This is a genomic window from Streptomyces sp. Edi2 (assembly GCF_040253635.1).
Taxonomy (GTDB): Bacteria; Actinomycetota; Actinomycetes; order Streptomycetales; family Streptomycetaceae; genus Streptomyces.
Window position 1 is genome coordinate 69,831 of the sequence record NZ_JBEJGX010000003.1, and the last position, 20,046, is coordinate 89,876.

Here is a 20,046-nt window from a genome sequence, read left to right on the forward strand (position 1 = left end):
GCCCCGGAGCGTGCGCGAGCCATTGGCCGCAGATTCCGGAAACGCCGGGCCGACCGGGTACATCATTTACCCGGAGGCCCGAGGGGACCTGCGCACACGAATGGAGCGGCACGTGACACGCATACTGGTCATCGGCGGCGGGATCGCCGGTACGGCGACGGCACTGGCCCTGCACAAGGCAGGGTTCGACGTCGCCGTACACGAGGCGCATCCCGACACGGCCGAGGACATCGGGGCGTTTCTGACCCTGGCGAGCAACGGAATGCGCGCGCTGGCACAGCTCGACGCCACGGATGCAGTTACCGCGCTCGGCTTTCCGCTGCGCTCGATGCATGTGCTCGACGGCCAGGGTGGTGAGATGGCCCATGTGCCGCTCGGGGAGGCCGACGACGCGTCCCTGCGGTACCGGTGCCTGCGCCGTGGCGAGTTGAACGCCGCGTTGCAGGCCGAGGTCTTCCGCCGGGGAATCGAGCTGTCACACGGGGCGCGGCTGGTATCCGTCGAGAACGGCCCGAGCAATGTGACCGTGCGTTTTGCCGACGGCGGCGTCGCGACCGGTGATCTGCTCATCGGTGCCGACGGCCTGAACTCGACTGTCCGGCAAGCGATCGCGCCCGGCGCGGACCCCGTCTACGCGGGGCAGAGCGTCTTCTACGGCTACACGCACAGCGCCCCGGCGGCGGAGGACACGGGGCACATCACCATGGTGCGGGGCAGCAGCGCCGCCTTCGGCTATGCGGTCTCGCCGGACGGAGAGACGTACTGGTTCACGCGCGTCGCCGGTCAGGCCCTCTCCGCCGAGGAACTCGCACACCCCGCGCCCTCCCGTTGGCGGCAGCAACTCGTCGAGCTGCTGGGCCAGGACGCCACCCCCGCCGCGGGCATCGTCGCGGCCTCCACCGACGGCATCATGGCCACCAACGCCACCGAGATCCCGCCCGGCACCCCCTGGCGCTCCGGGCGGACCCTGATCATCGGTGATGCCGCGCACGCGGCGTCGCCCGCGACCGGGCAAGGGGCCTCGATGGCGCTGGAGGACGCCGTCATCCTCGCCAAGTCCCTGCGGGACGCGCCCGACCCGGACAGCGCGCTCTCCCTCTACGAGGCGTGCCGCCGCCCCCGCGTGGAGCACAACATCACCGCCAGCGGAGAGATCTCCCGCGGCACCCGCACCCCCGCGCGCACCGGCCGGGCACCCTCCCCTCAGCGTCCCGGCGACGACACGCTGGCCCGCCAACTGGACTGGGACCTCGACATGAACGCCGTCTCCGGCGACGCGGGCTGAGCCCGGCAGCCGGGTCGCGCTGCGCTGCCCTGCGGGCCCGAAGGCCCGGATCTATCAAGGCACTTGAGGGCGAGGACGCGCGACAGGCGATCCGCACAGCGCAGGGCAGGCAGGCATGCAGGCATGCAGGCATGCAGGCATGCAGCAGACCATGGCCGTCATTCCCCGGAAGCGACGACCGCGTCGAGGGTCCGGGCGAGTTCGACAGGCGTGGAGAGCATGGGCCAATGCCCGGTGGGCAGGTGGAAGCGCCGCCACGGTGCCTGGTTGAGGAACGCCAGCTCCGGCACCCCGGCGTCCAGCAGAGCCTGGGCATCGTTGCAGGCGACCACCACCTGGTCGACGCCGGGGCCGAGCTCACCGGGGCAGGGCAGCCCCTGTTGGAAGGTGCGGAAGGGCTGGGGCGTGGCCCGGGTGCGCATGAGGTCGAGGCGGTCCTCGTCGAGCCCTTCGAGGGAGCTGAGCATGCCGAGAAGTCCGGCGGGCGGCAGGGGCAGCAGCCATCCGTCTCCGTGCTCGGCAACCTCCTGGTGCAGCCGGTGGACCACGTCTTCCGGCATGACGTCGAGCAGACCCATGCCCTCGGCAAAGGGAGCACTGTCCAGATAGACGACACGTTCCAGGCGCGTCCCGAGGCGGGCCGCGGCGGCGGTGACGGGGACCGAGGCGTAGCTGTGCGCGACGAGGGTGACCTCGCGCAGGTCCTGCTCCACGACGAACGCGGTGATGTCGTCGATGTGCGTCTCCAGGCCCACCTCCGGGGTGGCGAGGGCGGATCGTTCGCCCAGGCCGGTCAGCGTCACCGGCAGCGCCTTGTGGCCGCGCTCCCGCAGCGCCTGCGCGGTGTCCTCCCACGCCCAGGCTCCGAGCCAGGCGCCGGGGACGAGTACGAAGGTAGCCATACGGTTTCTCCTTGGATTTCAGGGGTTGCGGCGAGAGTAGAGTCCATACAGGACAGTTTCCGCCCTGAAATGCCGAGTGATCCATGTCATATCCCTTGACGCGTGTGCTGGCCCTGCTGGAACTCCTCCAGTCCCAGCCGGGCCTGACCGGTGCACAACTGGCGGACCGCCTGGGGACCGATGTGCGTACGGTGCGGCGCTACGCGGCCCGCCTGCGCGAGCTGGGCCTCCCGGTGGAATCGGACCGGGGCCGCTTCGGCGGTTACCGGCTGGCCCGCGGCTACCGGATGCCGCCGCTGATGCTCACCAACGAAGAAGCCCTCGTGATCATGCTGGGCCTGCTGGCCGGGGACCGGCTGGGCATGAGCACCACCGCTCCGGCCGGCGCCGGCGCCCTTGCCAAGATCGAACGAGTACTCCCGGACCCGCTGCGTGCACCGCTGGCCGCCATGCGGGACACCTTGTCGTTCACCACCGACACCGTGCTTGCGCAGGCCCCCGAGACAGGCGTCCTGCTGACCCTGGCGCAGGCATGCCACTCCGGTCACACGGTCGGCCTGCGCTACCGCTCCTGGCACCGGGAACACACGGAGCGCGAGGTCGACCCGTACGGCGTGGTGTTCCATTCCGGGTGCTGGTACCTCGTCGGCCACGACCATCTCCGGGACGGCCTGCGTACCTTTCGCATCGACCGGATCGCCTCCGCCACGCCCGGTGCGGCAACGTTCACCGCCCCCGAGGGCTTCGACCCGGTGACCCACCTCACCGCATCTCTGGCCCGGACTCCCGCGCCGTGGCAGGTCGAGGTACTGATCGAGGGCCCCCTCGACGAGATCGCGCGCCGGCTGCCCCGCACGATCGTCACCCTCACCGCCACACCCACCGGCGTGCTGATGCGCGCGCAGGCCGCACGGCTGGACAGTGTGGCCCGCCTGCTCGCCTCCCTGGAATGGCCCTTCACCGTCCACAGCCCCGACCAGCTGCGCCACTCTCTCAAAGACCTGGCCCGGCAACTCACGGCCGCCGCCGAACAGCCGGCCGGGGACGCCTAGAAGTAGCCAGCGCCTCTTGGAGTCCCTGCGCGTGGCGGGCCGGCCGGTCCGATCCGCGAGCCGGCCGGGCGGCCGCCCCTGTCAGCCGTGGTCGCCGATCCGTGAGGGCGCGCGGTGAAGAAGAGGCATCACGCCTCGATGAAGGCACGCACCCTGCCGCCGTCCATCCGCTCGAAGCTCTTTCGGGTGATCGGCAGCAGCCCCACCGGACGCAGCAACCAGGCCGGCTCTGAACTGGCCTCTGGAAACGGCCGGTTGCCCGCCCGATGCATACCACCGGGCCGAGGCTGCTGAAGGACGAGGCTGCTGAAGAGCATCGGCGCCGCGCGTCACGCGTCACGCGCAGGCAAGCGAGCTCATGGCACACAGCCCCGTTGATCTGTGCCACACACAGGTCAACGGGGCTTCGTCACGTCCGCATGCCGGCAGCAGGAAACCGGGCGGAAGCGGGGTTGGTGAACCGTGCCGGATGCGTCAGCCGGGCAGTCCTCGAACGAACCCGGCGACCACCGTCGCCACCGCTTCCGGAGTCTCCATGGTCATGGGGTGGGTGGCGTCGATCCGGTCGACACTGACCGTCGGCCGGGTGCGGGAGAGCACGGCCAGCTCGTCGGAAACCTCTTGTGCGAACCGGGCCCTGAATTCGCCGAACCACTCCATACCAGGCGCAGGCGGTAGCTCCCGGCCGGCCTGTACCACCAGCAGTGGGCGGCCGACTCCGTCCAGCCATGCGGTGACACCGAGCGCGCCGAGCCTGTGGAGTTCGTCGACGATCTCCCGCGCCGCCGCCCGTTCCGGCAGTGTCTGCCACCTGCCGTCGGGCAACGGGCGGGCGGCCGCGCGGGCAGCGGCCTCCGCGCGGTCCGCGGGAATCCCGAACCGGGCGCAGTTGAGGACCTGCTCCTCGATGTACTCGGGTGGCGCGATGACCCCGACTGACGCCAGCAGCCCCTCATTCGCCTTTTCGGCGCCGGGGTAGTCGCGTCCCCACCAGAAGCCGTCGAGATTCACGGCGGCACGGGTACGGTCCGGGTTCGCCCGGGCGTATTCGACGGCGACCAGGCCGCCGAGGGAATGGCCCACCGCTACGGCCTCCGGCACGCCCCGCGCGTCGAGTGTGTCCGCGATGTCCTGCACCACGGTGGGGATGGTCCAGGGGGAGATACCGGGAGAGCGGCCGTGCCCGGGAAGGTCGACGGCGAGGACACGGTGGCCGGAGGAGAGCAGCGCGGCTGAGGCGTCCCAGTCGGTGAGCGACCTTCCGTAAGCGTGCAGGAGAACCAGTTGAGGGCCATCGCCCCCGTAGTCATGAACGTGTAGGAGTGTCATCGGACCTCACTGTAGAGGGCACACAGCAAGGCGAACACCGGATTAAAGTTCCCCGTCGAGCGTGAAGTGCGCTCTTTGCAGGCCAACTTGAGCTGTTCCCCTTTCGCGCAAATGGGCAGGGGTGGTGGGGGCCGGAGGTCTGCTCCGGCCCCCACCGCGCTACGGCGAGCGGATCAGCGACACCACTTGTGAGGATGACCATGGCGGATGTGACAGACCCCGACTACACAGATGTGACAGAACTCGACTGTGCGGAAGGGCCAGGCCCCGACTGTGCTGATGTGACAGACCCGAATGATGCACAGGGTGCGCGCGTCTCGCACCCCCGGTCCAGGGTGGGGGTGGTGGCTTCGTTCGACTTCGACCGGGACCGGGAGATCTGGCGCTGGGCACCGGAGACGGTGTCGCTGTTCATCGCGCGAACCGATCCTGTGACGTTCTCCGACAACCTCGAACTGGTCTCGTCCCTCAACCGCCCCGGCTGCGTGGACCGGCCCACCCGTGAGGTCTGTGCGATCGGCTCCCAGGTCGTCACCTACCTCTGCACCGCCTGCAGTTTTGTCGGGGGTGCCGCCGGCGAACGGGCACTTCGCCAGGCCATGCGCACCGCAGGTGCCCCCCAGGCGCTGACCTCGGCCGGGTCGGTGGTGGCGGCCCTGCGCGCGTTGGAGGCGCGGCGTATCGCCGTGGTGCATCCCTACGAGCCGCCGGTGGGCAGGCGGCTGCACGAGTACCTGACCGGTGAGGGACTGGAGGTGCTGTCCCTCACCGACCTCGGCCTGGGCTCCGTCCACGAGATCTACGACGTGTCCTACGAGCAGGTGACCGCGGCGGTCCGGTCCGGCGTCCACCCAGAGGCCGACGCCGTGTTCATCAGCTGCACGGCGCTGCCGACCTACGACCTCATCGCCCCCTTGGAGGAGGAGTTCGGCAAGCCCGTCGTCACGGTCAACCAGGCCACCATCTGGGCGGCCCTGCGCGCGGTGGGCGAGCGCGCCATCGGGCCCCGCCAACAACTACTGACCGTGTGACCCGGGACCGCAGGGCCGCCCCGGCGCCCGCCGCCCGGGGCCGACGCAGGCCGGTCGGCGGCCCTGCGCCGCCGGCTCCGGAGGCGACGCAGTTACTGCCTCCGGCCTCACCACGTCCGGCCGACGTCACGACCACAACCGGGCCACTCGCACGAGCCCGAGCCCGAGCCCGAGCCCGAGCACAAACACAAGCCCGAGCACGACCGAGGGCACGAGAGAGGGCACCCATGACACAGCAGCCTGCCACCAGCCCCTACCACAGCGGCCTGTTGAGCAACGACGCCCACCGGGAACGCGACCGCTTGGAGTCCATCCAACGCAGCGTCGACGCTTTCACCACCGGCATTCTCAATGGCCTTCCCATCGAAGCGTCCTGGAACTGCCTGGAACTGGGCGCGGGCACGGGCTCCATCGCCTACTGGCTCGCCGGACGCTGTCCGGACGGACGCATAGTCGCCGCCGACCTCGACGCCCGCCACCTCGATGCGGACCGGGCCGTGAATCTGGAGATCCAGGAAGCCGACATCACACGGGAGGGCTACGCACCCGGCAGCTTCGACCTCATCCACGCCCGCTACCTCTTCTGCCATCTCGCGGAACGCGACCACATGGTCGCGCGGGCCGCCCGCTGGCTCTCCCCCGGTGGCTGGCTCGTCATCGAAGAGCCCTATCACCTGCCGGCCGGCACCTCGCCCTTCCCTGTGGTCCAGCGCATCCTCGACGCCTACCAGCGCACCTACCGCGAACACGGCGCCGACATGACCTGGGCCCGGGCTCTGCCTGCCCTCCTCGCCCGGAACACACTGACCGAGGTGGCCTTCGCCGGAAACCTCGGCTGCATGGGCGGACTCGACCAGGACCGCTGGCTCCCGCTCATCACCCAAGCGGCCCCCACCCTGCTCGCCGGCGGCCTCATCACCGAGGCCGACCTGACCGAGTTCGCCACCCTGCTGAAAGACCCGGCGTTCATCGACATCCCGCAAGTCACCATCTCCGCATGGGGCCGCCGCCCCGGCGCCACCCCGGACACGCCGGCCTGAGCAGGACGACGAGGGGCGGTGCGGCCACAGCCGGGCGGCCTCTCGCCCTCCCGTGGGGCAACTGCCGTAGCGCGCCTTGCCAGCACTCATGCAAAGCAGGATAAATAGGAAGCATGAGCGGAAATCCGGGCCGATTCCGGCGTTGGCTGAGTCGCGCGCCCGGCCGTTCCGCCATTCCGGGCATTCCTCCTGCCGGGAGCAGCACCGGCAACCAGCAGGGGGAACGCCCAACGGAGACCCGAGGCCCTGCGGGGGCCAGCAGTCATGCAGGGACCGCCGGCCCTGCGGATACCGGAGATCCCGCAGAGGACGGCGGCCCCGCGGAGACCGGCAGCCCTGCGGAGGACGGCGGTCCCGCGGAGGACCAACGCCCCCCGGAGGAAGAACGCCCCGCGAGTACCGGAGGTCCGCGGCACATACGGCCCTCCGTGACCACGCGCAGCGTCGCCAGGGAAGTCTTCCTCCTGCAGCTGGTGCTCGTGGTGCTGCTGGTCGCGGCGGCGGTGGTGGCCCTCGTCGTCCAGGCCCGGCGGGACACCATGACCGACGCCCAGCACCGGACGCTCGCCGCCGCCGAGTCCTTCGCACACTCCTGGGGGCTCCAGGAGGCGCTGAACAGCGACAATCCGACCGCGAAACTCCAGCCGCTCGCCGAGGCGGCCCGGAAGGCCTCCGGCGTCGACGCCCTCATCGTCTACAAACTCGACGGGATCACCCTCACCCACAGCGACCCGCGGCAGATCGGCAAGCACGTCATCGGCCCGTATGCCGAGGCCGCCCGGGGCAAACCCTTCACCCGGACCTTCCAGGGTGCCCTGGGCCTCTCCGTGGTTTCCGCGGCCCCCGTCAAGGACGCCTCGGGCAGGGTCGTCGCCCTTGTCGCCGCACCGGTCACGGTGGAGAAGGTGCAGAAGTCGGTGAACCGGCAGCTGCCCATGTTCCTGGGCACCGCGGTCGTGGCGCTGGCTCTCGCCGGAGGGGGCGCGTGGCTGGTGAGCCGTCGGCTGCGCCGGCAGACCCACGGTCTGGGACCGGCCGAGATGACCCGGATGTACGAGCACCACGATGCGGTCCTGCACGCGGTACGGGAGGGTGTCCTCATCGTCGGGCGCGACGGGCGGCTACTGCTGGCCAACGACGAGGCACGGCGGCTGCTGGACCTGCCGGCGGAAGCGGAGGGACGCCATGTCGGCGACCTGGGGCTGGACCCCCGTACCGCCGCACTCCTGGCGTCGGACCGCACCGCCACCGACGAGGTGCACCTGGCCCGGGACAGACTGCTGGCCCTCAGCAAGCGGTCCACCACCACCCACGGAGCCCACCAGGGAAGCGTGGTGACCCTGCGTGACACCACCGAACTGAGGTGGCTGTCGGGGCGCGCCGAGGTGGCCCGGGAGCGGCTGAGACTCCTCTACGACGCCGGGGTACGGATCGGCTCCACGCTCAATGTCGTGCGCACGGCCGAGGAACTGGCGCAGGTGGCGGTCCCCCGGTTCGCCGACATCGTCACCGTCGAGCTGCTGGACCCGGTCCTGAAGGGCGAGGAGCCGGCCGTGGCGGGTACCGGGCTGCACCGGGCGGCCCTCGCCGGCCTGGCTCCGGACCATCCGCTCCACCCCGTCGGCGAGCTGGTCCGGTTCGCCCCGGACGCCGCGTTGGGTGCGCATATGGACCGGGCCCGCTCCATGGTGGAGCCGGACCTGGCCGGTTCCACCGCCTGGCGGTCCCAGGACCCGGAGCGCACCCGGCGGATCCTGGACCACGGGGTGCATTCCCTGGCGGTCGTACCGCTGCGCGCCCGGGGCGTGGTGCTGGGACTGGTGGACTTCTGGCGGTCGGGGAGCACTCCGCCCTTCGACGACGAGGACCTGTCCTTCGCCGAGGAGCTGGCGGGGCGGGCCGCGGTGGGCATCGACAACGCCCGGCGCTACACCCGCGAGCGCACGATGGCGATGACGCTCCAGCGCAGCCTGATGCCCCGCGGCCTGCCCGACCAGGACATCCTGGAGGTGGCGCACCGCTACCTTCCGGCCCGGGCCGGAGTGGGCGGTGACTGGTTCGACGTCATCCCGCTGCCCGGCGCCCGGGTGGCGCTGGTCGTCGGCGACGTGGTCGGCCACGGGCTGCATGCGGCGGCCACCATGGGCCGGCTGCGCATCGCCGTGCACAACTTCTCGGCCCTGGACATCTCGCCCGACGAGCTGCTGGGCCACCTGGACGAGCTGGTGACCCGCCTCGACGTCCAGGACGAGGACGGCGACGAGGGACCGGCGATCACCGGCGCCACTTGTCTGTACGTCATCTACGACTCCGTCTCGGGGCGGGTCACCGCCGCCACGGCCGGTCATCCGCCGCCGGCCGTGGCCTACCCCGACGGGACCGTGGAGTTCCTGCACCCTCCCGTCTCCCCGCCGTTGGGCCTGAGCACCGGCCTGCCCTTCGAGGCCACCGAGCTGTCGTTGCCGGAGGGCTGCCGGCTGGTGCTCTACACCGACGGGCTGATCGAGAACCGCAGCCGCGACCTGGACGCGGGGCTGGAGGCACTGCGTGCGGCCCTCGCCGGCCCGGACCGTACACCGGAGGACACCTGCGCCACCGTCATGCAATCGCTGCTGCCCACCAGGTCCACCGATGACGTCGCGCTGCTGGTGGCCCGGCCCCGGCGGCTGGACCCGGCCGACGTCGCCGAGTGGGACGTACCCCGCGACCCGGCGGCGGTGGGCCCGGTCCGCAACGCCTGCGTCCGCCAATTGGAGGACTGGGGTCTGCAGCACATCGCCTACGGCACCGAGCTCGTCCTCAGCGAACTGATCACCAACGCCGTTCGCTACGGCGCCGAGCCCATCCATGTGCGGCTCCTGCACACCCGCAGCACCCTGATCTCCGAGGTCTCCGACGGCAGCAGCACCTCCCCGCACATCCGCCAGGCGAAGGCCACCGACGAGGACGGCCGCGGCCTCTTCCTCGTCGCGCAGTTCGCCGAACACTGGGGCACCCGCTACTCCCCCAGGGGCAAGACGATCTGGGCCTCTCAGTCGATCGACCCCGACGCGCTGCCCCCGGAGGAGGAGTCACCGGAGGACCTTCTGAGCCGTTGGGAGCAGCCCGGAGAGTAGTGAGAAGGCCGGGGGCGCCGCGCCTGCGCCCACGGAAGGGGACGCCGCCATACGTGCGGGGTACCTCCTCGCCGCGCCCGCTGAGAGCGGGCCGCGAGCCGCTCCGTACGCGCGTGGCGTGGCATAGCGGGTGGGCGCCGCGCTCCTGCCGCCTACTCGCCGCTATGACCTGGCCGATCACCACCCTGACGGGTACACACAAAGGGGCAGAGTAGGCTGATTCGGACCATTCCTGCAGAGAGAAGCTTCGGGCGGTGACCGTCGCGGCGGGGTGGCGCCAGGACCGCCCGCGTGGCAAGGCGCCGGCGGCCTGCCGGAGTGCCGGAGGCGTCGTCCGCCCGGTGAGCCTTCGAGGCCCCCGGCGGCCGTTCCGCCTCACCTCTCCTGGCGTGCGCCGTCGTCGACCGCGGAGGCCGCTGTACGAGCCATGCGAACGCACTCGGTCAAGGCGTTCCCTGGTCCGCGTCCGCCACCCGCCCGGCGGACCGTTCCCCCACCCGGCCCTGTTGGAGGCGCAGTGGCTACACATCATCGGGTCCGCGCAGGCGCCCTCCTGCGCTGTCTCGGTCTCGGCCTTGCGGTGCTCGGTCTCGGTGCATGCCAGGAATCGGGACCCACCCGGCCGGTCGAGCCCTCCCGGGCCGAGTCCGCCGCGGAGGCGGGCGGGACGGCGGCACTGATCAAGGCGGCGAAGAAGGAGGGCAGGCTCAACACGATCGCGCTGCCACGCGAGTGGGCCAACTACGGCGGGCTGATCGACGGCTTCGAGAAGAAGTACGGCATCAAGGTCGTCGTCGACAAGCCGTACGACCACAGCCGCCAGGAGATCGACGCCATCAGGCGCTACCGCGGCCAAAAGCGCGCCCCCGACGTGGTCGACGTCGGGGATTCCTTCGCCCAGACCGCGGTGCGGCAGAACCTGCTGGCTCCCTACCGGGTCGCGCAGTTCGACCAGCTCCCGCCCGAGCAGAAAGACGCCGAAGCCCGCTGGTACAACAACTACGGCGGCTACATCTCCATCGGCTGCGATGCCGCCCGCGTCCGTACCTGCCCCGAGTCCTTCGCGGATCTGCTGCAGCCGGAGTACAAGGGCCTGGTCGCGATGCACGGCGATCCCACGGACGCGGGATCGGCCTTCGCCGCCGTATACGCGGCGGCACTCGCCAACGGAGGGTCGTTCGACAACATCCGGCCGGGCATCGACTTCTTCGCCCGGCTCGACAAGAGCGGCAACTACAGCCGGGCCGACCCCAGCCCGGCCGCGATCGCCAAGGGCAGGACACCGATCAGCATCGAGTGGGACTACCTCAACCTGCAGCACATCGACCAGCTCCGCGGTACGCGCGTGAAGTGGAAGGTCTCCATTCCCTTCGACGGCAGTTTCTCCCAGTACTACGCGCAGGCGATCAACAAGGACGCCCCCCACCCGGCCGCGGCGCGCCTGTGGGAGGAATACCTCTTCAGCCCGGAAGGCCAGAACCTCCGCCTCGTGGACTACGCCCGCCCGGTGCTGATGGCCGTCATGGCAAAGAACGGCACCCTGGACAAGGCCCTGGCCGCACGGCTGCCGACCGTCGAGGGCACACCCCAGTTCCCGACCGAGGCCCAGCTGAACAAGGCCCTGCGCACCGTCCGTGAGAACTGGGCCAAGGCCGTCGGCAGCTGATCCGCCATCGCGGGCCGGACCGCTGCCGCTGCCGACGCGGACCCTGGGCATACTCCAGCCTGCCGCCTCGCCTCGAACCGCCATGGGGCGAGGGCCGCGCCAAGGGAGCTGAGGGAAGAAATGACGTGGGAGACAGTGCGTGCCGGGACCGCAGGCACCTGGTTGCTCGGAGACTGCACGGTCAACCGGATCGGTTTGGGGGCCATGCGCCTGACCGGCAGCGCCGCCTTCCACCAGGGCACCCCGCGCGACCGCAGCCAGGCGATCGGCGTACTGCGCCGGGCGGTCGACCTCGGCGTCAATCACCTGGACACCGCGGCATTCTACTTCTCCCGGCTGCGCTCCGCCAACGAGCTGATCAACTCCGCACTGGCCCCGTACCCGGACGACCTGGTCATCGCCACCAAGGTCGGCCCCGCACGAGACGCGTCCGGTGAGTGGAGCGCCCCGGCCCGGCCCGACCAGCTGCGCGGCCAGGTCGAGGAGAACCTGCGCCAGCTCGGCCGCGACCACCTCGACGTGGTCAACCTCCGTGTTATGGGCCAGGCCTCGATCAGCGAGGACTTCGGGGCCCTCGCCGAGCTGCGTGCCGCCGGGCTCATCCGCCACCTCGGCGTCTCCAACGCCCGCCCCGCCCACCTGGCCGAGGCCCAGGCGATCGCCCCCGTGGTGTGCGTCCAGAACCGCTACGGCATCGACGCACGCGCCGGCGAAGAGATGCTCCACGCATGCGCCGCACACGGCCTCGCGTTCGTGCCCTTCTTCTCCCTCGCCGGTGAGGGACGCGAGGCAGGCGCCGTCCGCGCCGAGCACGCACAGATACTCACCGTCGCCCGCGCGCATGGGGTATCGCCGTCCCAAGTACGCCTGGCCTGGACCCTGCGGCAGGGCAAGCACGTCCTCGCCATCCCAGGAACGGGCAACCCGGACCACCTCCTCGACAACCTGGCGGCAGGCGCACTGCACCTCACCGAGGAAGAACTCGAACTCCTCGACGCGATCGACGGCACTGGACCCGCACCTGCACCTGCACCTGCACCGCCTGTGCCCTGACACCGACTACCAACGGGCACCCTTGAGCATCGATCGACACCGCCAACTTCACCTCATGACACAGACGTTGGCAGATGGTGTGGCGAACCGTCGCGACCTCCGGACACCGGCCCTGTCGGTGGGCCACGGCCTACCGCCGCACGGCGTGGGACGACGGGCCCGCGACGCGGCACGCGCCATCGGGCAGCTGCTTGGCGAATGAGGCACATTCGTCGAGACTACGGAGGAACGTCCTTGACGTGCTGCCAGGAGGTCGACGTGCCAGCCCTGCCCCCTCAGTCCGCCCAGCCGGAACGCGTACCGGTCGCGCTCACCGAGTCCGACGAGCAGCATGCTGTCCTGACGTTCTCCGGCATCCTGGACGCACAGGCTCTGCCCGGGCTGGAAGAGCTGCTCAACGACCGGCGCCTGCGGCAGGCAGGCACCTGGGTATGGAACATGAGCGGCCTCGAGCGCATCGGCCTCGCGTGCGCCTACGCCCTCCTCCGCGCTATCACCCACGCGCCGGAATCCGTCACCGTCACCGCCCGCGGTGCCCGCCGTGCCGTTCAGCGCACCCTCCGGCATGCCGGTCTCGACACCGTCGTCACGATCGAGGAGTAGCCGAGCCCGGCATACAGCGGGTGCTGCGGCCGGACGGACGGCGTCAGCGCTACCACTCCGCTCGACGCGCCTACTACAGAACGCCCGGGGAACCCCGTGAACGGCCCTCCGCGCACGAGCACGTCCTCCGCCTTGCGCCCTAGTTCCACCGCCCGATGTGGCCAAGGGCATCACCTCATAACCTCGCCACATGACATCAGTTGACTCTCGCCCCAGTGGACCCCGCAGCCCGGAGCAGCGCAAGCGCGAGGCGCTGGCACGGCTCGCGCGGGACAACGATGTATGGGTCGCCACGGCCGACAGCACCGGCGAGCCCTGCCTCGTTCCACTTGCCTTCTGGTGGGATGGGGAGATGGTGTGGCTGTCCACCCGCGACACCAATCCGACCGGGCGAAACCTGTGTGCCTCGGGCCGGGTTCGGCTCTCCTTCGGCCATACCCGGGATCTGGTCCTGGTCCACGGCACCGCGCGCATGCTGACCCGCGACGAGCTTCCGGCCGAGGTGGGCGACGCCTTTGCCGCGAAGGACGGCTGGGACCCTCGCAAGGACCACCCGTCGTACGTCTTCTTCCAGGTCACCCCGAAGGTGCTGCAGGCGTGGGGAACGGTTCCCGAGATGGCCGGACGGACCCTGATGCGTGACGGGAAGTGGCTGGTCTAGGACGTATCCCTAACTGGCCACTCGTTGATGGCCGCGACCAGCACGGTCGCGTGATGGCGGCCCGCCGCACGCCGCTCCGCGACGTCTTGCCAGGGCGCCCGGACGGGGGCCGGTCCACCCCCGCCCAGGCCCGCCACCATCCAGGCCCGGCCGCCGTCCAGGTGCGCCACTGCCCGAGCCCGGCCTCGCTTCTGGAGTCAGGAGACGCGGCGGACGGCCGGCGGGAGCCAGCTGCGGTCGAGGACGGACTGCAGGGGGCCGAACAGGCGCAGCATCAGGTTGAACGAACCGGCGGGCGCGGGGAGCCAGTTGGCCTCCAGTTCCGATCCCGGGGACTCGTGCTGGATGACCAGGTCCAGCGAGCCGTCCGGGTTGAACCGCAGGGCGTCGCGGTCTCCGATGGTGTACCGGTCCAGCGGGTTGTCGACGAAGAACTGCCGGTCGTTGTACATGGTCAGCGACCAGAAGGCGTCGACCGGCGGGGTGGTGCCCGCATCGAAGTGCAGGACGTAGCGATGGCGGCCGTCCAGCGGCTCACCATCGCCGTCGGTCCGGGCCATCGGGTAGATCGCGTCCTGCGGCAGGTTGGCGCCGAGACCGATCATGGTGATGGCGGCCCGCCGCAGGTAGTCGGTGCCGTACTCGCCGTTGCCGTACGTGAGGACCCAGCCGTTGTGGGCGACCCCCTGCGGGCTCCGGCCTTCGGCCTCGATCCGGGCGAGGCCTTCGGACATTCCCGCAGCAACGGCCTGTTGACCCTCGGGAGAGAGACCGTCCCAGTCGAACGGCTTCCCGGGGACCACACCGAGTCGTGCGATGCGCTGCAGGACGGGAGCGTCGGCGGGCCGTGCCGGGTTGGCCGCCATGAGATGAGCAGCCATCGCGAGGAACGTCGACGGATCCAGCTGTGCGACCTGGTCCACCGGTGCGGTCACCAGATCCACCGGCCCCGGGGCTGCGTCCGCGGGAGCAACAGGGGTGGTGTCGAGGGGCAGGACACGGTATCCGGCCTGCACGGCGTGTACCGCGGGGCAGTCGTCCCGGCCGTTCACCTGGGTGCGGCCGATGATGGCCACGAGGTTGGTGGGGGCGTCGATGCGCTCCACCCCGTCCGGCACCTCGCTGTGCCCATCCGGTCCGACGATCACGAACTCGGCGGCTCCGCTACCGGTCGTCCTGGTTCCCGGAACGGCGAAGACATTGGTCCACGCGTCATACATCGGCAGCAGGTAGTACCGCTCATGCGTCTCGGGCACGGCGAGTGTGACGGGACCGGCCGACAGGTCCAGCCAGGCGAGCGAGTACAGAGTGTCGGCGTTCGGGCTCACCACGCCCTCGAAGGAAGCGTCCGGGGTGACCGGCATGTGCGCAAAGGTGTTGAACGGAGCACCGCCGACCGCGGTGGAACCGGGAGTAGTCATCTGGCGCTTGGTCAACTCCATGGTCACCAGGGGGTACGCGAAGATGTACGCCTCGGCGGCCAGTGCAGCAAGTTCCTCGGCCGTCAGATTCTCACTGTGGGACACGGTGTTTCTCCTGAGGTGGCGGGGTGGGTGGTTGGTCGTACGGCCGCCGACCCGCCAACGCCGCCAACGCCGGTGGCAACGGCAGCGAATGCAGCCGGTACCTGCCCGCGGAGTCCAGGCGCCTGCCGAGCGGGTGAACCGAACGCCGGGCGGCGACGGTAACAGCGCAGGAGAGCGGCGTGCTTCACTCTGGACGACAGATCAGTTGTCATTTCACGACACATGGACGACCACACGGAGGTGGGATGGAATTGCTCGTACGGAGCACCAACCTGAACGGCTACCTCGGCCTCGTCCGCTCCCTGGATGCCGACCCCGTATCACTGGTGCGATCGGTCGGACTGGACCCGGCAGACCTTGCGGACCAGGACAGTTGGGTTCCCATATCCGCGGCCGCCGAACTCCTCGAGCGCACCGCGCAGGCAACCCGCTGTCACGATTTCGGCCTGCGCCTCGCCGAGGTGAGCCGCTTTTCCAACATCGGCCCTGTAGGCCTCGCGGCGCGCGAGGAACCGGACGTCCGCAGCGCCCTCGCACTGCTCATCCAGTACCTGCACCTCTACAACGAAGCCCTGCAGGCTCACATCACCGAGACCAACGGTCTGGCGAAGGTTTCCATGAGCCTCGATCTCGACACATCCGCCACGCGACGCCGCCAGGCGATGGAATTGCTGGTGGGTGTGTGCCATCACCTCCTCCGCAATCTGATCGCCCCGGAATGGAACCCCGTCTCCGTCCACTTCACCCATGCCGCCCCGGCGGACCTCACCACCCACCACCGGGCCCTGGGCCCCACCATCGCCTTCGAGCAGGACGTCACCGCCGTATCCCTGTACGCCACCGACCTCGACGCCCCCAACCGCCTGTCCGATCCCCAACTGGCGCTCTACACACGCCAGTTGCTGCGGGATATCCCGACGCGCCATACCGCCCCGCTACCGGACCGGGCCCGGCGGATCATCGAAGCGCTCCTTCCCACCGGACGCTGCTCCATCGGACAACTCGCCCGGGCCCTCGACGTCGATGCCCGCACCGTCCAACGCCACCTCGCGCGTACGGGCGACACCTACTGCTCGCTCCTCGACGCGGTACGCACCGACCTCGCACGCCGCCATGTCGCACGACGGAACCACCCCCTCACCGAGGTCGCCGGCCTGCTCGGCTTCTCCGGCCCCGCTGCCTTCTCCCGTTGGTTCCACACCCGATTCGGAACCAGCCCCAGCACCTGGCGCACCGCCATCCGAACCACCGGAGCCCCGCCACCGCCAGAGGTTCGGCCTGCTGCTCGCGACTGTCGCACCCGCGGCTGAGAACCTGCTGCATCCGGCTCTCGCGGCCGGGCGCACCCACTCCCCCACGCCCGCCCCGAGCTCGTTTTTCTGACGTCAGGGGGCGGGGATGAAGGACGCCCCCTTTTCCTGAAGGTCGTCGGGAAAGCCGGGGACGACGACCTCGTTGGTGCAGAAGCCGAGCAGGAACGCAGTGACGTGGCCATCGAAGATGAACCAATCGTCACCGTTGATGTCCTTCACCGTGACCTTCCACCTGTCAGGCTTCTCCGGAGGATCCAGCAGCCAGAAGATGTCATCGCCATTGCTCGTGACAGCGACGGGCTGGAGCAGACGAGGCGGGCAGGGCGGTTCGACCCACTGGCTCAGCTCCTCTACCGCGCTGCGTGCACTTGGTGTCACCTTCACGATGTCGAGAGCTTCGTGCGCGGCGTGGGGCCGGAGGACGCTGAGGAAATCCTTGAAGCTGCCGGCTCCATAGCGTTCGACGAGTTCTTTGTAGTCCCTGGGCAGCTGAGTGCCCAGCGCGTATTCGACAGCGGTCCATTCGAGAGGTGAGTGACCAGGCTCCGGTGGGGGACAGATCTGCTGGAGGCGATCGAGGTCGTTCATCAAGGCTCCTGTGGCCGGGCGGGTCTCGTCAGCCCGTAGTCCGGGCGACGCCGGGTGCGATGCTGCCGCCATCGGCCCCGCGGGCTCGATGGATTGGCGGGCGGAAGCGTAGCCCTGAAGCACCCGCGACCGCGCGGGTGAGCCGGACGAGCCCGTCACCGATCACCAATCGCCAATCGCCAATCGCCGACCAGGCAACTCCACCCACCGATCACCGCCCACCCACCCCGCCCGCAGATCCCCGATCTCTGACGCTGATCGCCGGTCAAGGAGGCAGAACCTAACCGATGTCCGGCTCGGACCGTAGCTCGATCCGGTCCGCCGTCCGCTCCATTTCCAGGACGACGAGCTCGTTCCGCCCCCGCCGCCACAGGTGGCTGGGCGCATACAGGGTGATCTGCGGTCCGAGGGACCAGTACCGGCCGAGCGCGAACCCGTTGAGCCACACCATGCCCTTGTCCCAGCCCGGAAAGGCGAGGAAGCCGTCCGCAGGGGTGTCGACATGGATCCGGGCGTGGTGGAACGCGGGGCCGGTCGGCGTGTTGGTGCTGCCGAACTTCAGCGCCGAGAGGTTGTCGAGAGGCAACCGGCGGATCTCCCAGTCGGTCAGTTCCTCGTCGCCGAGGAGAACCTTGCCGCTGATTCCCTTGGGGTCGTTGAGTCCCTGGCCGAAGTTGATCCGCCCGGTGGGATCAACCATGAGGTCAAGGGTGGCGGACCCGCCGGCCACGGCGAAGTCGACGGTGTGGTCCGGCTGATTGCGGTCGAAGGTGCCGATGCGCTTGCCGTCGCCGAACACCAGCGCACGGTCGCCCAGGCCCGTGATCCTCAAGCCCTTGGTCTCCTGCGGCCCCCGCACCCGAGTGCGGTAGTGGATCAGCCCGTACGGCTGCCCGAGCGCCTCCATGTGGACGGGAGTGGTACGCCGTAGCGGGGTGCCCAGCACGTCGAGCGCGTCCATCAACGGCACCGACCCGCGGACGGACACGCTCTGGGACGGCATACGGCGCGGCGTGGCCGGCAGGGGCGTGTTCGGCACGGTGGTGTACTTGGCCAGCACCTCGCGCACCTTGTGGAACTTCTCGGTGAGTTCACCGGACTCGCTGATCGGGGAGTCGTAGTCGTAGCTGGTGACGGTGGGCTGGTAGTGGCTGCCGGTCAGGTTGGCGCCCGCGGACCAGCCGAAGTTCGTGCCGCCCACGGCCATATAGAAGTTGATGGACGCTCCCGCCTCGAGAAGCCTCTCCACGTCGGCGGCGGTCTGCGCCGGGTCGGTGGTGTGGTGCGGCTCTCCCCAGTGGTCGAACCAGCCGTCCCAGAACTCCGTACAGAACAACGGCTTGTCCGGCTGGAATCTGCGGAGCTCCGCGAAGGGTCCGGTGGGGTCCCCGGCGAAGTTGACGGTGGACAGGAGGTCGGGAAGGCTGCCGTCCCTCAGCGCCTCCTGCGTGGCTCCATTGGAACAGAACAGCAGACTGTCCACGCCCTGGGCCCGCATGGTGTCCCGTAGATGTGCCAGGTGGGCATGGTCGTCGCCGTAACTGCCGTATTCGTTCTCGACCTGCATGGCGATGATGGGCCCGCCACGGGTGGCCTGCAGGTCCACGAACCGGGGCAGCAGTTCGGCGAACCAGGCGTCGACCGCCCGCTCGTAGGCGGGGTCGGAACGGCGCAGCGGCGCGTCCTTGTCCTTGAGCAGCCAGGCCGGCAGGCCGCCGAAGTCCCATTCCGCGCAGATGTACGGCCCCGGTCGCACGATCACCTTGAGGCCGGCCTCGTCCGCGGTCCGTACGAAGGCGGCGACATCGCGCCAACCGCTGAAGTCGGCCTTCTTCTCGTACGGTTGGTGAAAGTTCCAGGCGACGTAGGTCTCCACCGTGTTCAGGCCCATGGCCCGCATCCGCAGCAACCGGTCACGCCAGTCCTTGGGGTGCGTACGGAAGTAGTGGAAGGCACCCGACAGGATCCGGAACGGCTCGCCGTCCAGCAGGAATTCCTTCCCGCGCATGGTCAGCCCCCGCGGGCTGTCGGCCTGGGCGAGGGTCGTACGACCGCCGCCGAGGGCGATACCCACGGATGCACCCCCCACCACGGCCGCGCTCAGAAATCTACGTCGGCTGAACTGCGTCATGTCTGCTCTCCTCGATCCGACCGACCGTCACTCAAGGTTCGAACATGTTCAGTGATGCGCGCTTCTGTGCATTGAGAGTGTTGTATAGAACAGAATCGAGCACAAGGGTTCGTGACGGAGCATGGTGAACCCGGCGGGCGGGCGAACTGTTCATGGTGACGGCGGCCCTGTACTCGTGGGTCGATGAGGATGACGGTTGCCCGCAGTGACCAGGGAACGGGAAAATGCGGGGGTGACGCCCCTGTCTGTGAACCCGCGACCGCTGAACGGCCATGAAACGGCGGTGCTCCGCCACATCCTCTCGGCAGAGTTCGAAGGGGCACCCGAGCTCAGAACACAGGTCAGCCTGATGGAGGTTGTCGCAGTGTGGGGGCTCGGATCCGTGAGCGTCGACTTCCGTCTGCGGGAACGGACTGCTTCACCATCCGCTCAGCGAACGGGCCGCCTCCCTGTGCACGCCGAGGTGATGAACGAGGCCGGGCAGTACGTCGGTGAACTGCTCGTATGGCTGCACGAGGGGGTTCTCGCCGCGCTGGAGTACGCATGGGTGACGGATGACATGCCTACCGCTCTCCCGCCCGTGGAGAGCATCCGGCTTCGCGGTCGGGAGTGACGCACAACGGTACGCGGCGGTGCGAGGCGTTGGGCAACGTCGCGAGGCGTTGCGCGACAGGCATCACTGGCACTCTCCGGTGCTCCCTTCATGACCTACCTGCACACTGCGCGGCCTGCCCGGCACCCTCTGGACAC

Annotated in this window: 17 protein-coding genes; 11 read left to right on the forward strand and 6 right to left on the reverse strand. The window is 69.7% G+C overall.

Annotated features, from left to right (window positions below; genetic code table 11):
- Positions 1–112: 112 nt before the first annotated feature.
- Entirely contained in the window at positions 113–1,285 is a 1,173-nt protein-coding gene (locus tag ABR737_RS03780) for an FAD-dependent oxidoreductase (RefSeq protein ID WP_350248753.1), read from the forward strand.
- A gap of 158 nt (positions 1,286–1,443) precedes the next feature.
- Here the strand turns inward: ABR737_RS03780 and ABR737_RS03785 are convergent, their stop codons facing one another.
- Positions 1,444–2,187 carry an alpha/beta fold hydrolase gene (locus ABR737_RS03785; protein ID WP_350248754.1) on the reverse strand — a complete coding sequence of 248 codons (744 nt, stop codon included), beginning with the start codon at positions 2,185–2,187 and terminating at the stop codon, positions 1,444–1,446.
- A gap of 83 nt (positions 2,188–2,270) precedes the next feature.
- Between ABR737_RS03785 and ABR737_RS03790 the strand changes: the two genes are divergently transcribed.
- Positions 2,271–3,239, forward strand: coding sequence for a helix-turn-helix transcriptional regulator (locus ABR737_RS03790; protein ID WP_350248755.1), 969 nt, complete (start codon positions 2,271–2,273; stop codon positions 3,237–3,239).
- Positions 3,240–3,367: 128 nt separating this feature from the next.
- Here ABR737_RS03790 and ABR737_RS03795 read toward each other — a convergent pair whose 3' ends face one another.
- Both ABR737_RS03795 and ABR737_RS03800 read right to left on the reverse strand, forming a co-directional pair.
- Complete coding sequence (locus ABR737_RS03795; RefSeq protein ID WP_350248756.1) at positions 3,368–3,556, reverse strand: hypothetical protein; 189 nt, start codon at positions 3,554–3,556, stop codon at positions 3,368–3,370.
- Between the two features lie 157 nt (positions 3,557–3,713).
- On the reverse strand, positions 3,714–4,568 hold the full coding sequence (locus ABR737_RS03800) for an alpha/beta fold hydrolase (RefSeq protein WP_350248757.1): 855 nt from the start codon (positions 4,566–4,568) through the stop codon (positions 3,714–3,716).
- A gap of 344 nt (positions 4,569–4,912) precedes the next feature.
- Here ABR737_RS03800 and ABR737_RS03805 point away from each other — a divergent pair, with 344 nt between their 5' ends.
- The 7 genes from ABR737_RS03805 to ABR737_RS03835 all read left to right on the forward strand — a co-directional run bounded on the left by ABR737_RS03805 (position 4,913) and on the right by ABR737_RS03835 (position 13,738).
- A complete protein-coding gene (locus ABR737_RS03805; protein WP_350248758.1) occupies positions 4,913–5,599 on the forward strand; it encodes a maleate cis-trans isomerase family protein in 687 nt (228 codons plus the stop codon).
- 227 nt (positions 5,600–5,826) lie between these two features.
- Positions 5,827–6,639 (forward strand): class I SAM-dependent methyltransferase, encoded by an 813-nt coding sequence (locus ABR737_RS03810; protein WP_350248759.1) that lies wholly within the window; start codon positions 5,827–5,829, stop codon positions 6,637–6,639.
- Positions 6,640–6,752: 113 nt separating this feature from the next.
- Entirely contained in the window at positions 6,753–9,755 is a 3,003-nt protein-coding gene (locus ABR737_RS03815; RefSeq protein ID WP_350248760.1) for a SpoIIE family protein phosphatase, read from the forward strand.
- A gap of 517 nt (positions 9,756–10,272) precedes the next feature.
- Positions 10,273–11,421 carry an ABC transporter substrate-binding protein gene (locus ABR737_RS03820; RefSeq protein ID WP_502964270.1) on the forward strand — a complete coding sequence of 383 codons (1,149 nt, stop codon included), beginning with the start codon at positions 10,273–10,275 and terminating at the stop codon, positions 11,419–11,421.
- Positions 11,422–11,541: 120 nt separating this feature from the next.
- Positions 11,542–12,474 (forward strand): aldo/keto reductase, encoded by a 933-nt coding sequence (locus ABR737_RS03825; RefSeq protein WP_350248761.1) that lies wholly within the window; start codon positions 11,542–11,544, stop codon positions 12,472–12,474.
- Positions 12,475–12,732: 258 nt separating this feature from the next.
- Complete coding sequence (locus ABR737_RS03830; protein WP_350248762.1) at positions 12,733–13,077, forward strand: STAS domain-containing protein; 345 nt, start codon at positions 12,733–12,735, stop codon at positions 13,075–13,077.
- 190 nt (positions 13,078–13,267) lie between these two features.
- On the forward strand, positions 13,268–13,738 hold the full coding sequence (locus ABR737_RS03835; RefSeq protein ID WP_350248763.1) for a pyridoxamine 5'-phosphate oxidase family protein: 471 nt from the start codon (positions 13,268–13,270) through the stop codon (positions 13,736–13,738).
- Between the two features lie 197 nt (positions 13,739–13,935).
- On the opposite strand, the gene ABR737_RS03840 is transcribed toward ABR737_RS03835, so the two are convergent.
- Positions 13,936–15,264 (reverse strand): DUF1254 domain-containing protein, encoded by a 1,329-nt coding sequence (locus ABR737_RS03840; protein WP_350248764.1) that lies wholly within the window; start codon positions 15,262–15,264, stop codon positions 13,936–13,938.
- A 245-nt stretch (positions 15,265–15,509) separates the two neighbouring features.
- On the opposite strand from ABR737_RS03840, the gene ABR737_RS03845 reads away from it, so the two are divergent.
- Complete coding sequence (locus tag ABR737_RS03845) at positions 15,510–16,574, forward strand: AraC family transcriptional regulator (RefSeq protein ID WP_350248765.1); 1,065 nt, start codon at positions 15,510–15,512, stop codon at positions 16,572–16,574.
- Positions 16,575–16,649: 75 nt separating this feature from the next.
- Here ABR737_RS03845 and ABR737_RS03850 read toward each other — a convergent pair whose 3' ends face one another.
- Both ABR737_RS03850 and ABR737_RS03855 read right to left on the reverse strand, forming a co-directional pair.
- On the reverse strand, positions 16,650–17,165 hold the full coding sequence (locus tag ABR737_RS03850; protein ID WP_350248766.1) for an SMI1/KNR4 family protein: 516 nt from the start codon (positions 17,163–17,165) through the stop codon (positions 16,650–16,652).
- Between the two features lie 280 nt (positions 17,166–17,445).
- The gene (locus ABR737_RS03855; RefSeq protein ID WP_350248767.1) at positions 17,446–19,296 is read right to left on the reverse strand and encodes a glycoside hydrolase family 35 protein; all 1,851 of its coding nucleotides are present in this window, start codon (positions 19,294–19,296) and stop codon (positions 17,446–17,448) included.
- A 349-nt stretch (positions 19,297–19,645) separates the two neighbouring features.
- Between ABR737_RS03855 and ABR737_RS03860 the strand changes: the two genes are divergently transcribed.
- Complete coding sequence (locus tag ABR737_RS03860; RefSeq protein WP_350248768.1) at positions 19,646–19,909, forward strand: hypothetical protein; 264 nt, start codon at positions 19,646–19,648, stop codon at positions 19,907–19,909.
- The last annotated feature ends 137 nt before the right edge of the window (positions 19,910–20,046 follow it).